The organism is Paraburkholderia bryophila (assembly GCF_013409255.1).
Classification (GTDB): domain Bacteria; phylum Pseudomonadota; class Gammaproteobacteria; order Burkholderiales; family Burkholderiaceae; genus Paraburkholderia.
The window spans coordinates 4,159,649-4,172,668 of sequence record NZ_JACCAS010000001.1 but is presented as its reverse complement, the minus strand read 5'-3'; the positions used below and the strand labels follow the sequence as shown (position 1 = coordinate 4,172,668).

The window sequence follows — 13,020 nt, the reverse complement described above, 5'->3', positions numbered from 1 at the left end:
GGTTTTTGCTTTTGGGCCGCAGCTTGCGTTCGGCGCATCGTCGCGCTTTAAATGCGACGCCAAGTGGCGGGAAGCACGACTTCGCCGCCCTCAAGTACGCGCGCCTTCATCTGAAGCGCCTACGCTCGGAACATACCCCGGCGCTTATGCAATCCACCCGGACCATCGCCTTGCGGCCTCCCTCGCCCCCATGCGACAGTGCTCAAACCCGGCGGGCCCCCACGCGCCGCAACCAGAGTCAAGGAGACACTCATGGACCTGATCCTCTGGCGTCACGCCGAAGCCGAAGAATTCGCCGCCAGCGACCTCGCGCGCGCGCTCACCACGCGCGGCCGCAAGCAGGCGCAAAACGTCGCCAAATGGCTGCGCACTCGCCTGCCCGATGACGCACTGGTACTCGCCAGCCCGGCCACCCGCACGATCCAGACCGCCGAGACGTTGAGCGACCAATACCGCGTAGTGCGCGAGCTCGCGCCCAACGCCAGCGCGGACGACGTGCTCAACGCAGCCGGCTGGCCTAAGGGTGTAGCGCAGACGGTAGTAATCGTCGGCCATCAACCAACGCTTGGCCATGTGGCCGCGCGGCTGCTCGGCAATAGCGAAGCGAGCTGGCCGCTAAAGAAAGCCGGCGTGTGGTGGATCGCGAGCCGTGAACGCGACGGCGACGATCAGGCGGTACTGCGCGCGGCGATCACGCCCGATCTGATCTGATCTGATCTGATCTGATCTGATCTGATCTGATTTGAACTGAGCCGACGCACGGCACGTGGAGAGCCGTAGTGCCGTGCGACCCACCAGGAAGCACGCGCACGACAGGAGGCAACATTACTCGCCTCACGTGCCTCACGTGCCTCACGTGCCCCGCGTGAACCGCGCAAACCACGCAAACCACGCAAACCATCACACATCCCCCCAGTTCGCACGAAAACAACACTCCCCCGCTCCGCCCCCGACATTACAACCCCCGCCCACACAGCTTACGGGCCGTCATCCAATCGTCATGGCATTGCCATGCGAGCGTCACCAGGCGTTACTACATTGGCGAAAAAAGAAATCTCCCTTTTTTCGACCAGGACGCCCCAATGCGAGAACTGCCGACGCCCACCCCGCCCCTGGCTTCGCTCTTCGAAACGCGCCGTCTGCCGCGCGCCGAGGAAACGGTCACCGCCCAGCATCGCCTGCAAGTCACGTGGGCCCGTAGCGACGACGAACTGCGCGAAGCGCAGCGTCTGCGTTACCGCGTGTTCGCCGAGGAAATGGGCGCACGCCTGACGGGCCCCGCCGGTCTCGACGTCGATTCGTTCGATTCGTACTGTGATCATTTGCTGGTGCGCGATCTCGACACGCTGAAAGTAGTCGGCACGTATCGCGCGCTGCCGCCGCACCAGGCCGCGCGTATCGGCCGTCTGTATGCGGAAAGCGAATTCGACGTATCACGCCTGACGCACCTGCGCCCGAAGATGGTCGAAGTGGGCCGCTCGTGCGTGCATCCCGACTACCGCAGCGGCGCCGTGATCATGTCGCTGTGGGCCGGTCTCGCCGCCTACATGAAGCACAACGGCTACGAGACCATGCTCGGCTGCGCGAGCGTCGCGATGGTCGACGGCGGTCACTATGCGGCGAACCTGTATTGCGCGCTGCGCGACAGCGCGATGACCGCGCCGGAGTATCACGCGTTCCCGCACACACCGCTGCCGGTCGACGAATTGCAGACCGGCGCCGACGTCACCCCGCCGCCGCTCGTGAAGGGCTATCTGCGACTCGGCGCGAAGATTTGCGGCGCACCGGCTTGGGATCCTGATTTCAACTGCGCGGACTTTCTGACGCTGCTGCGTCTGTCGGAAATCAACGCGCGTTACGCTCGCCATTTCCTCGGCGATGCGGCATCGCGCTGAGCGCAATCGCACCGCGCGTCCAACGCGCGGGTAGACGAGACGACGATGCACGTAAAAAAGCCCGGGACGTACCGGGCTTTTTTTCATTCAACGAGCGATCGCGTCAATCGCCGGTATAAACCACACGATACGGAATGCCGACCTTTTCCCACTCGGCGGCTTCCTGAATCAGGCTGTAGTCGGTCAGCGGATTGTTGGCCACCCACTCGTTCGGCAAGCGCACCTCGTAGCCGCTATTGACCTGCGAAACCGCGATGCCGGGCAACCCGACATCCGCACGCCGACGACACAACAGCGCCGCAAGTCGCAGGCAGAACAGCAGCGGCCATTCCACTTCGCGCGTTTGCGACAACTTACCGAGCTTGCCCGCATGCCCCAGCACGAGCGCAGCAAGCCGTGCCTGATCGGTGCGCGAAAAACCCGGCATATCCGCATTGCTGGCGATATAAGCCGAATGCTTGTGATAGGCGCTATGCGAAATCGACAAACCGATCTCATGCAGCGCCGACGCCCAACTGAGGAACATGCGATTTTCCGCGCGACGCTCGTCGTCAGGTTCGGCAAACTGATCGTAGAAACGCACTGCGAGTTCGCCGATGCGCCCGGCCTGCGCACGATCCACGCCATAGCGGCGCATGAAGCCTTCCGCCGTCACCGTGCGCATGTCTTCGTGCTGCGAACGGCCCAGCAGGTCGTACAGCACGCCGAGACGCAACGCGCCGTCTGTCGTATCGACGTAATCGACGCCGAGTTCGTCGAACACCGCAATCATGATCGACAGCCCGCCGGCCAGCACCGGAATACGGTCACCCTTCAACGAGACCAGCTTCAGACGATTGACGTTCTCCGCCTTGATCAGCGCACGCTTAAGCCGTTCGAGACCGCCGCGCGTAATGCCATGCGTGACGCCCGGATCGTTGAACCCGTTCGCCTCGACCAGTTCGGCCAACGCACGTGCGGTGCCCGACGAACCGATCGCCTGTTCCCAGCCGGTTTTCTTGTACTCGGCGGAAATGATCTGAATTTCGCGGCCCGCAGCAAGCTCGGCCTGGCGCATCGTGTATTCGTCGACATTGCCGGCCGGGAAAAACGCGCGGCTATGGCTCACGCAGCCGATATACAGACTCTCCATCTTGATCGGCGTGTAGTGCGAGCCGATGATGAATTCCGTCGAGCCGCCGCCGATATCGACCACCAGCCGCGTGCCTGCACTAGCCGGCACGGAGTGTGCTGCACCCGCATAAATCAGACGTGCTTCTTCACGCCCGGCGATCACTTCGATCGGAAACCCGAGCGCGGCTTGTGCCTCGCCGAGAAATTCGCCGGCGTTCTTGGCGATGCGCAGTGTATTGGTCGCGACCGCACGAACGTGATCGGGATGAAAGTCGCGCAGGCGTTCGCCGAAGCGCTTGAGCGCGTCCCAGCCCCGCACTTGCGAGGCACGATCGAGCATCTTGTCGCGCGACAGACCGGCGGCGAGACGCACCGGTTCACGCAAAGCGTCGACCTGATAAATCTGGCTGCCCGCGTCGGTTTCCTCGACCCGGCCCACGATCAGGCGAAAGCTGTTCGAGCCAAGGTCGACGGCGGCGAGGAGTTGGGGCGTTGTGACCATCGAGTAAGCGGACTCCATGCGCGCGAGCGCGGCGGCGGTGGACGCCGAATCTGGCGTATGTCCGCCCGATGTTTTGGGCGCCTTATGGCCGGCCGCGCTGTTCAAAGACGCCATTCTAAGCGTACCGGGCCTCACGATGTCACCTCGCAGCAATGGGGGTGCCGTATGGTCCCATATGGACTGCGTCATATTGACGACACGCAAGCAATCCAGCGTAGAATTTATAACATTCAAAATGTCATAACAACGTCATCATACTGTGAGAATTTCCGAGCGTCTTTCCGCCTCTCTTCCTGACATTCCATTCTCGCTGCCGATGTCCATCCGCTACCCCCTCTTGAATCGCGAGCTGGGCATTCTGGGTTTCAACGAGCGTGTGTTGGCGCAAGCTGCCGACCCTGCCGTCCCCTTGCTCGAACGCCTGCGCTTCATCTGCATCACCAGTAGCAATCTCGACGAATTCTTCGAAGTCCGCATGGCCGGACTGCAGGAACAGATGCGCGACAACCCCGGCGCGCTGTCGCCGGACGGTATGTCGTTGCAGCACGTGTACGACCTCGTGGTCGAGCGCGCACAGAAGCTCGTGCATCGTCAGTACACGATGCTGCACGACACCGTGCTGACCGCGCTCGAACAGGAAGGCATCTATTTTCACGGCACCGAAGCGTGGAACGAAGCGCAGACCGAATGGGCGCGCAATTACTTCTTCGACGAACTGCTGCCGGTGCTCACGCCAATCGGTCTCGATCCGGCCCATCCGTTTCCGCGCGTGCTCAACAAGAGCCTGAACTTCGTCGTCGAACTCGAAGGCAAAGACGCGTTCGGCCGTCAGGCGATGATGGGCATCGTGCAAGCGCCGCGCGCGCTGCCGCGGCTCGTGCGCATGCCGCAGGACCTGTCGGGCTATCCGCACGGCTTCGTGCTGCTGAGTTCGCTGCTGCAACGCTTTGTCGGCGAGCTGTTTCCGAATCTGGTGGTACGCAGTTGCAATCAGTTCCGCATCACGCGCAATAGCGAACTGTTCGTCGACGAAGACGAAATCACCAATCTGCGCGTCGCGCTGCAGGGCGAATTGCCGGCGCGTCATCTGGGCAATGCGGTACGGCTCGAAGTGTCGGCGGAAACGCCGTCGCATGTCGTGCGGCGTCTGCTCGACGAAAGCGATCTGTCCGATAGAGACTGCTATTACGCCGACGGCCCCGTCAACCTGGTGCGGCTGATGCAATTGCCGGAGATGGTGGACCGGCCCGATCTGAAATTCGTACCGCATATCCCGGCGATTCCGGCGCAGATCGCCAACAGCGCCAGCATGTTCGACGTGATCGATCAGGGCGACGTGCTGCTGCATCATCCGTACGAGAGCTTTCAGCCGGTGCTGGAACTGCTGTTGCAGGCCGCCAAAGATCCGAACGTGATGGCGATCAAGCAGACCATTTACCGCACCGGCACCGATTCGCCGCTGATGGACGCGCTGATGCAAGCCGCGCGCAACGGCAAGGAAGTCACGGTGGTGGTCGAACTGCTCGCGCGCTTCGACGAAGAAACCAACATCAACTGGGCGTCGCAGCTCGAAGCGGTGGGCGCGCACGTCGTCTACGGCGTGGTGGGTCACAAGTGCCACGCGAAGATGATGCTGATCGTGCGGCGCGTGTCGTCGGGCGGCAAGACCACGCTCAAGCGTTACGTGCATCTGGGCACCGGCAACTATCATCCGCGCACGGCGCGTCTGTACACCGACTTCGGCCTGATGACCGCCGATCAGAAAATCTGCGAAGACGTGCATCACGTGTTCCAGCAACTGACCGGCATTGGCGGCGAGTTGAAGCTGCATGAGTTGTGGCAGTCGCCGTTCACGCTGCATCCGAAACTGGTCGAGGCGATTCGCGCCGAAGCCGAGCATGCGCGCGCCGGCAAGAAAGCGCGCATCGTCGCGAAGATGAACGCGCTGCTCGAACCTACCGTGATCGCCGAGTTGTATGAAGCGTCGCAGGCTGGCGTGAAGATCGATCTGATCGTGCGTGGCGTGTGTTCGTTGCAGCCGGGCGTGCCGGGTTTGTCGGAGAACATCACGGTGCGCTCGATCGTCGGGCGCTTTCTCGAACATCACCGCATTTTCTATTTCTACGACGGCGGCAAGGAGCAGGTTTATCTGTCGAGCGCCGACTGGATGGACCGCAACTTCTTCCGGCGCGTGGAAGTCGCGTTTCCGATCACCAATCGTCGACTGAAGCGGCGCGTGATTGCTGAAGGTTTGTCGGCGTTTCTCGGCGACAACCAGTCCGCGTGGCTGATGCAAAGCGACGGTCACTATCGTCGCCGGCGTCCGGGCAAGTCGTCGCGCAACGCGCAGATGAGCCTGCTGGGCAAGTTCTGTTCTTGACGCCTGCCTGGTGAAGTGAAGAGGGAGTGAGCTTGCTACGGCCAGCCACACTGTCTCACCGGAAATAAAAAAACCGCTTGAATTCAGTCAGGCGGTTTTTTTTCGGACCGGCGCAATCTGCGGCTGCGGTGAGTTCAAGCTGGCGCCGGATGACGACGCGCCGTGCGATACACCGGAAAGCGCACGGTGAACGTGCTGCCACGTCCCTCCTCGCTCTTCACGTCCAGTTGCGCATCGTGCCGCTGCAGCACGTGCTTGACGATCGCGAGACCGAGACCCGTGCCGCCCGTGTCGCGCGAGCGGCTGCGATCCACGCGATAGAAGCGCTCGGTCAGCCGCGGAATGTCGGCAGCCGGAATCCCCAGGCCGCTGTCCGTAACCGAGAACACCCCACAACCGCCCGTGGCATGCCAGTTCACCTTGATCGCGCCGCCGTCCGGCGTATAGCGAATCGCGTTCGTCACCAGGTTGCCCAGCGCACTGAGAATTTCCGTTTCGACGCCGGTGACGGTGAGCCCTTCGTCGACGTCGAAACTGATCTTGTGATGGTCGCTCGACAGGTTGTCCGCGTCGTCCCGCAGATGGCGAAGCACCGCGCGCATATCGATCATCTGATCGCTCGGCGGCTTGTTGTCGCCTTCGAGTTTGGCGAGCACCAGCAGGTCGTTGACGATATGCCGCATACGCGACGCCTGCTGTTCCATCAGCTCGAGATAGCGGCCGCGCTCGGCTTCGCTCAACGGCAGTTCGCGCATCGTCTCCAGGAAACCGGACAACACCGTGAGCGGCGTCTTCAGTTCATGCGAGACATTGGCGACGAAGTCGCGCCGCATCGCGTCGGTCCGCTCCAGCTCGGTAATGTCTTGCGACAGCACCAGCTTGCGGTTCTCACCGTACGGAAACACCTGCACCGACAGCACGTTCTGACGCTTCTCGCCCATGCCGCGCATGATCAGCATCTGCTCGTAGCGCTGCGAATTCAGGTAACGGACAAAGTCGGGCTGACGCACCAGATGCGTGATGTGCTGGCGCAGATCGCGCTTCGCGTCGAGACCGAAATGGAGTTCGGAGATCGCATTGCACCACTCGATCTGATCGTGATCGTCGAGCATGGCAACGCCGTTCGGCGATGCCTGGATGGCCTGGATGAACCGCGAATGCTGCTGTTCGACCTGGCGCACCTGCGCATGCCAGCGCTTCGCGAGCTTATGCAGACGGTAATAGATTTCGCCCCAGATGCCGGGGGCACTCGGCACTTCGCCGTACACCGGCGCGTCGAGCAGGCGCCACAGGCGCTGCTTGTGAAACGTGCTGAAGAAGCTCTGCGCGAGCAGCATGACGATCGCGAGGACGAGCGCTGTCTTGACGTTCACGAGTGCGCCGACCGCTGCGCACAGAACAGCCAGCAGCACGATCGACACGATGGAGCGCGCCCAGATGATGTTCATGTTCTAGCGATCGAAGAGAAAAGCGTACGCGCCGGAATAAGAGAAAGAGTAACGCGGCGACTAGCGTGATGAAGATGAAGAACCCGACGTTGCAGATGCCGGTGGCGCGCCAGAACGGTAACGGACTACGTACGCGTTCTAACCTCGCCACCGCGGAGCATCAGGCGCTCTTCGCAAGCCGGTAGCCGCTGCCGCGAACCGTCTCGATCATAGCATCGCAGCCGGCCGGCTTCAGTGCTGCGCGCAGGCGCTTGATATGCACGTCGACCGTGCGCTCTTCAACGAACACGTGGTCACCCCAGACCTGATCGAGCAGTTGCGTGCGGCTGTGCACGCGCTCCGGGTGCGTCATGAAGAAGTGCAGCAGGCGGAATTCCGTCGGGCCGAGATCGAGCTTGATCTCGCTGCCTTCGGCATGCGCGGCCACCCGGTGCGTGGCCGGGTCGAGCTTCAGACCGTTGATCGCGACCAGATCTTCGGTGAGCTGCGGCGCGCGGCGGCGCAACACCGCCTTGATACGCGCCATCAGTTCCTTCGGCGAAAACGGCTTGGTGACGTAGTCGTCCGCGCCGATTTCGAGGCCCAGCACCTTGTCCTGCTCATCGCCACGCGCGGTCAGCATGATGATCGGAATGTGCTTGGTGCGTTCGTTGTTGCGCAGGTCGCGCGCGAATGCAATGCCGGACTTGCCCGGCAACATCCAGTCGAGCAGGACCAGATCGGGCAACACGTCGCTGATCAGGTTCTGCGCCTGCTCCGCGTTGTACGCGCGAATCGGGCAGTGTCCGGCGTGTTGAAGATTGACCGAAATCAATTCGGAAATGGCGGGCTCATCTTCAATGACGAGAATGCTGCTGGGCATCGGCACCTCTGGTCCTTATCTCTGGATTAGCTGAGTGCTTCGCGTTCGAGCGTGTCGCGCGGCTGGTGCCGCACGTCAGTGCCCTTCACGATGTAAATGATGAATTCCGCGATGTTCTTCGCGTGGTCGCCGATCCGTTCGATCGCCTTGGCGATGAACAGAAAATCGAGGCCCACCGAGATCGAACGCGGATCTTCGGTCATATACGAAATCAGCTTGCGCACGAAGGCGCGAAATTCTTCGTCGATCGCTTTGTCGTCGCGCACGATCTGCGCGGCGGCCACCGTGTCCAGACGCGCAAAGGCGTCTAGCGCGCGGCGCAGAATCGACACCGCCATTTCGCCCGACAGCTTGATCTCGGCGATATTGATGGTACGTGACGCGCCGTCTTCCATCAGACGCTTGGTGCGCTTGGCGATTTTTTCGGCTTCGTCGCCGGCGCGTTCGAGGTTCGTGATGGTCTTCGAGATCGCGATCAGCAGGCGCAGATCACGCGCGGCCGGTTGACGGCGCGCGATGATGTTGCTGCATTCTTCGTCGATGTCGACTTCCATCTTGTTCAGGCGCTCTTCGGCTGCGATCACCTGTTCGCAGATGTCGAGGTCGAATTCGTTGAGCGCCTGCATGGCGTGGACGATCTGCGATTCGACGAGGCCGCCCATTTCGAGCACCTTCGAGGAAACCAGGTTCAGATCGGCGTCGAACTGGCTGGACAGGTGTTTGTCGGACATGTCGTACTCCGTTGTTTTGGCTTGGCGGCTTAGCCGAAGCGGCCAGTGATGTAGTCCTCGGTTTCCTTGCGGACCGGCTTGATGAAGATCTTTTCGGTGTCGCCGAATTCGATCAGTTCACCGAGGTACATGTAGGCAGTGTAGTCCGAACAGCGAGCGGCCTGTTGCATGTTATGCGTGACAATCACCACCGTGTAATCGCTTTTCAATTCGGCGATCAGTTCTTCGATACGGCCGGTCGAGATCGGGTCGAGCGCGGAGCACGGTTCGTCGAGCAGCAGCACTTCAGGGCGAATCGCGATGCCGCGTGCGATACACAGACGCTGCTGTTGACCGCCCGACAGGCCGTAGCCGCTCTGGCCGAGCTTGTCCTTCACCTCGTTCCACAGCGCCGCTTTAGTCAGCGCCCATTCGACGCGGTCGTCCATTTCCGAGCGCGGCAGCGTTTCGAACATCTTCACACCGAACGCGATGTTGTCGTAGATCGACATCGGGAACGGCGTCGGCTTCTGGAACACCATGCCGATCCGCGCGCGCAGCAGCGAAATGTCGCGCTTGGAGGTCAGCAGGTTTTCGCCGTCCATCAGGATCTCGCCTTCGGCGCGTTGCTCCGGATACAGCGCGTACATCTTGTTCAGCGTGCGCAGCAAGGTCGATTTGCCGCAACCCGACGGGCCGATGAACGCGGTCACCTTGCCTTCGGGAATCGCCAGGTTGATGTTCTTCAACGCGTGATACTTGCCGTAGAAGAAGTTCAGATCGTTGATCTCGATCTTCGGGCGATTCGACGCTTGCGTCTGGCCGCTTTGGGCGGGATCGAAACCGGCGGGCGCAGTCGGACGCACGGTCGGATTGAGTTGAGTTTCTGCCATATTCATCGGATTACACTCCGCCCTTACTTATTCGTGAAGATCGTGCGCGCGAGGACATTCAATCCCAGCACCGCGAGCGTGATCAGGAAGACGCCGGCCCACGCGAGTGATTGCCACTGCGCGAACGGGCTCATCGCAAACTTGTAGATCGTGACCGGCAGGTTCGCGACCGGTTGGCCCATGTCCCATGAGAAGAACTGATTGGACAGCGCCGTGAACAACAGCGGCGCGGTTTCGCCGGCAATCCGTGCGACGCCGAGCAGCACGCCGGTGACGATACCTGCAATGGAAGCCTTCAGCGTGATCGACAGCACCATCTTCCACTTCGGCGTGCCGAGCGCGAAGGCGGCTTCACGCAGCGCGTTCGGCACCAGCTTCAGCATGTTTTCGGTGGTGCGGATCACGATCGGAATCTGCAGCAGCGCGAGCGCGAACACGCCGGCCCAGCCGCTGAAGTGACCCATCTTCGCCACCACCAACGCGTAGACGAACAGGCCGACCACGATCGACGGCGCCGACAACAGAATGTCGTTGATGAAGCGCGTGAGGCTGGCGAACCAGCCTTTCTGGCCGTATTCGGCGAGATAGACGCCGGCGAGAATCCCGATCGGCGTGCCGACGAACGTGGCAAGCCCGACCAGCATCAAGCTGCCGACGATCGCGTTGGCGAGACCGCCGCCATCGGTGTTCGGCGGCGGCGTCGACTGCGTGAACAGCTCGACCGACAAACCGCCGATCCCGAGATGCAAGGTCGTATAGAGAATCCACACGAGCCACAGCAGGCCGAACGCCATCGCGGCGAGCGACATGGTCAGCGCAACGGCGTTCTTGAAGCGGCGGCGTCCTTGCAGACGCACGCGCATGGCTTCGAGCGCGACGGCGTCGTGCGAACCCGGCATATTCAGAGTGGGCTGGCTCATTTCGCGCCCTCCCCTTTTTCGAGGCGAAGCAGCATGAACTTGGAGATGGCCAGCACGATGAAAGTAATCACGAACAGAATCAGGCCGAGCTCCATCAGCGCCGACGTATGCAGGCCCGGATCCGCTTCCGCGAATTCGTTGGCGAGCGCCGACGTGATGCTGTTACCCGGCGAAAACAGCGAGACGTTATCGAGTAGATTGGTATTGCCGATCACGAACGTGACCGCCATCGTCTCGCCGAGCGCACGGCCGAGGCCGAGCATCACGCCGCCGATCACGCCGCTCTTGGTGAAGGGCAGCACGATCTTCCACATCACTTCCCACGTCGTGCAGCCGATGCCGTACGCCGATTCCTTCAGCAGCACCGGCGTGACTTCGAACACGTCGCGCATGACCGACGCGATGTACGGAATGATCATGATTGCGAGAATCACGCCCGCGCACAGAATGCCGATCCCGATCGGTGCGCCCTGAAACAGCGCGCCCACGAACGGAATGCCGCCGAGCACGGTGCCGAGCGGCTTTTCGAACCACTCCGCGAAGATCGGCGCGAACACCAGCAGACCCCACATGCCGTACACGATCGACGGAATCGCGGCGAGCAGTTCGATCGCGATACCGAGCGGACGACGCAGCCAGGCCGGCGCGAGTTCGGTCAGAAAGAGCGCGATGCCGAAGCTGACGGGCACCGCGATGATGAGAGCAATGAGGGACGTGGCAATCGTGCCGTAGATCGGCACCAGTGCGCCGAACTGCTTGCTGGGTGGATCCCAGTCCGCGGTCCACAGGAAGCTGAGACCGAATTGCTTGATCGACGGCATGGACGCGACGATCAGCGAGACGATGATGCCGCCGAGCAGCAATAGCGTGATGATGGCGGCGAGGCGCGCGAGGCCGCCGAAGATCACGTCGCCGGCACGGCTGGGCGCTTTCTGCTGCGAGGCGCTGCCGGGCGGGGTCGAGCGCGAGGCGCCAGACGCTAATTGGATATCGGACATGAGAGCCTGATGGACCTGTTTCCAGTTGCCGCTCGACACTTGTCGTGCGGCGGTAATGCCGGTTATGCGGGGTCAATGCCATTGGCCGTCCTCAACCGGGGACGGCCAATGTGCGGCGAGAGGCTCGTGCCTCTCGCGTCGCTTACTGTCGCTTACTCGGCGATTGCCTTGCCCGAAGCGTCTTTCACCTTCGACTTCCATTGCGAACGGATTTCAGCCGTCACCGAATCCGGCAGCGAGATGTAGTCCAGATCGTTTGCAGCCTGGGTGCCGTTCTTGAACGCCCAGTCGAAGAACTTCAGCGTTTCCGTACCTTGCGCCGGCTTTTCCTGCGCCGTGTGCAGCAGCACGAACGTTGCGCCGACGATCGGCCATGCGTCCTTGCCCGGCTCGTTCGTCAGGATCTGGTAGAACGACTTCGACCAGTCAGCACCGGCTGCCGCTGCCTTGAACGTTTCCGTCTTCGGCTCGACCACTGCGCCCGTCGAATTCTTCATCGCCACGTACGTCATGTGGTTCTGCTTGGCGTACGCCCATTCCACATAGCCGATTGCGCCCGGCAGACGTTGCACGAAAGCTGCGACGCCGTCGTTGCCCTTGCCGCCCGTACCCGTCGGCCAGCTGACCGTTGCGCCTTCACCGACCTTCGACTTCCAGTCCGCGTTGACCTTCGACAGGTAGTTCGTCCAGATGAACGTGGTGCCCGAACCGTCGGCGCGGCGAACCACGGCGATGTCCGTATCCGGCAGCTTGATCTTCGGGTTCAACGCGGCGATCGCCGGGTCATTCCACTTCTTGATCTTGCCCAGGTAGATGTCGCCGAGCACTTCGCCCGACAGCGTCAATTCACCGGCCTTCACGCCCGGCACGTTGATCGCCGGCACCACGCCGCCAACCACCGTCGGGAACTGGAACAGGCCTGCCTTCGCGAGTTCGTCGTCCTTCAGCGGAGCGTCCGAGCCGGCGAAATCGACCGTCTTCGCTTCGATCTGCTTGATACCGCCCGACGAACCGATGCCCTGGTAGTTGACCTTGCCGCCGCCAGTTTTCTGATAGGCGTCAGCCCACTTCGTGTAAATCGGTGCTGCGAAGGTGCTGCCCGCGCCGGTGATGTCTGCGGCTTGCGCTGCGATCGCGAAAAGCGCGCCAGCGACGCCAGCGAACACGGTGTGCATCAATTTCATGAGACTCTCCAAGGTGTGAGCGGTGTGAGCGAATAACACGAACACCGCGAAGCTTAGGGTCTCTTTGTGACAGTAACGTGACTTATCGTGAAACAGATGTGACAGTAGGATTACG

Annotated in this window: 11 protein-coding genes; 3 read left to right on the top strand and 8 right to left on the bottom strand. The window is 61.7% G+C overall.

Annotation, left to right across the window (positions count from 1 at the left end; genetic code table 11):
- Positions 1 to 252 precede the first annotated feature (252 nt).
- Both sixA and GGD40_RS18725 read left to right on the top strand, forming a co-directional pair.
- Entirely contained in the window at positions 253 to 711 is a 459-nt protein-coding gene (sixA, locus tag GGD40_RS18730) for a phosphohistidine phosphatase SixA (RefSeq protein WP_179703570.1), read from the top strand.
- 371 nt (positions 712 to 1,082) lie between these two features.
- Positions 1,083 to 1,895: a GNAT family N-acetyltransferase gene (locus GGD40_RS18725; RefSeq protein WP_179744517.1), complete on the top strand. Its 813-nt coding sequence runs from the start codon at positions 1,083 to 1,085 to the stop codon at positions 1,893 to 1,895.
- Positions 1,896 to 1,998: 103 nt separating this feature from the next.
- On the opposite strand, the gene ppx is transcribed toward GGD40_RS18725, so the two are convergent.
- Positions 1,999 to 3,624, bottom strand: coding sequence for an exopolyphosphatase (ppx, locus tag GGD40_RS18720; protein ID WP_179744516.1), 1,626 nt, complete (start codon positions 3,622 to 3,624; stop codon positions 1,999 to 2,001).
- A 202-nt stretch (positions 3,625 to 3,826) separates the two neighbouring features.
- Between ppx and ppk1 the strand changes: the two genes are divergently transcribed.
- Positions 3,827 to 5,890, top strand: coding sequence for a polyphosphate kinase 1 (ppk1, locus tag GGD40_RS18715; protein WP_179744515.1), 2,064 nt, complete (start codon positions 3,827 to 3,829; stop codon positions 5,888 to 5,890).
- A gap of 134 nt (positions 5,891 to 6,024) precedes the next feature.
- Here the strand turns inward: ppk1 and phoR are convergent, their stop codons facing one another.
- The 7 genes from phoR to pstS all read right to left on the bottom strand — a co-directional run bounded on the left by phoR (position 6,025) and on the right by pstS (position 12,905).
- The gene (gene phoR, locus GGD40_RS18710) at positions 6,025 to 7,338 is read right to left on the bottom strand and encodes a phosphate regulon sensor histidine kinase PhoR (protein WP_179703568.1); all 1,314 of its coding nucleotides are present in this window, start codon (positions 7,336 to 7,338) and stop codon (positions 6,025 to 6,027) included.
- A gap of 160 nt (positions 7,339 to 7,498) precedes the next feature.
- Positions 7,499 to 8,200 (bottom strand): phosphate regulon transcriptional regulator PhoB, encoded by a 702-nt coding sequence (gene phoB / locus GGD40_RS18705; RefSeq protein ID WP_028199153.1) that lies wholly within the window; start codon positions 8,198 to 8,200, stop codon positions 7,499 to 7,501.
- Positions 8,201 to 8,226: 26 nt separating this feature from the next.
- Positions 8,227 to 8,931 carry a phosphate signaling complex protein PhoU gene (gene phoU, locus GGD40_RS18700; protein WP_179703567.1) on the bottom strand — a complete coding sequence of 235 codons (705 nt, stop codon included), beginning with the start codon at positions 8,929 to 8,931 and terminating at the stop codon, positions 8,227 to 8,229.
- 29 nt (positions 8,932 to 8,960) lie between these two features.
- Positions 8,961 to 9,809, bottom strand: a complete 849-nt coding sequence (pstB, locus tag GGD40_RS18695; RefSeq protein WP_179703566.1) for a phosphate ABC transporter ATP-binding protein PstB — start codon at positions 9,807 to 9,809, stop codon at positions 8,961 to 8,963.
- Positions 9,810 to 9,826: 17 nt separating this feature from the next.
- Positions 9,827 to 10,723: a phosphate ABC transporter permease PstA gene (gene pstA / locus GGD40_RS18690; RefSeq protein ID WP_179703565.1), complete on the bottom strand. Its 897-nt coding sequence runs from the start codon at positions 10,721 to 10,723 to the stop codon at positions 9,827 to 9,829.
- On the bottom strand, positions 10,720 to 11,721 hold the full coding sequence (gene pstC, locus GGD40_RS18685) for a phosphate ABC transporter permease PstC (protein ID WP_035547225.1): 1,002 nt from the start codon (positions 11,719 to 11,721) through the stop codon (positions 10,720 to 10,722). The genes pstA and pstC overlap by 4 nt, the downstream gene beginning before the upstream one ends.
- Positions 11,722 to 11,873: 152 nt before the next feature.
- A complete protein-coding gene (pstS, locus tag GGD40_RS18680; protein ID WP_179744514.1) occupies positions 11,874 to 12,905 on the bottom strand; it encodes a phosphate ABC transporter substrate-binding protein PstS in 1,032 nt (343 codons plus the stop codon).
- Positions 12,906 to 13,020 lie beyond the last annotated feature (115 nt).

Excerpts from the sequence above, each read along its gene's own strand:
- sixA (WP_179703570.1), top strand. The coding sequence starts at position 253 with ATGGACCTGATCCTCTGGCGTCACGCCGAAGCCGAAGAATTCGCCGCC.
- GGD40_RS18725 (WP_179744517.1), top strand. The coding sequence starts at position 1,083 with ATGCGAGAACTGCCGACGCCCACCCCGCCCCTGGCTTCGCTCTTCGAA.
- ppx (WP_179744516.1), bottom strand. The coding sequence starts at position 3,624 with ATGGCGTCTTTGAACAGCGCGGCCGGCCATAAGGCGCCCAAAACATCG.
- ppk1 (WP_179744515.1), top strand. The coding sequence starts at position 3,827 with ATGTCCATCCGCTACCCCCTCTTGAATCGCGAGCTGGGCATTCTGGGT.
- phoR (WP_179703568.1), bottom strand. The coding sequence starts at position 7,338 with ATGAACATCATCTGGGCGCGCTCCATCGTGTCGATCGTGCTGCTGGCT.
- phoB (WP_028199153.1), bottom strand. The coding sequence starts at position 8,200 with ATGCCCAGCAGCATTCTCGTCATTGAAGATGAGCCCGCCATTTCCGAA.
- phoU (WP_179703567.1), bottom strand. The coding sequence starts at position 8,931 with ATGTCCGACAAACACCTGTCCAGCCAGTTCGACGCCGATCTGAACCTG.
- pstB (WP_179703566.1), bottom strand. The coding sequence starts at position 9,809 with ATGAATATGGCAGAAACTCAACTCAATCCGACCGTGCGTCCGACTGCG.
- pstA (WP_179703565.1), bottom strand. The coding sequence starts at position 10,723 with ATGAGCCAGCCCACTCTGAATATGCCGGGTTCGCACGACGCCGTCGCG.
- pstC (WP_035547225.1), bottom strand. The coding sequence starts at position 11,721 with ATGTCCGATATCCAATTAGCGTCTGGCGCCTCGCGCTCGACCCCGCCC.
- pstS (WP_179744514.1), bottom strand. The coding sequence starts at position 12,905 with ATGAAATTGATGCACACCGTGTTCGCTGGCGTCGCTGGCGCGCTTTTC.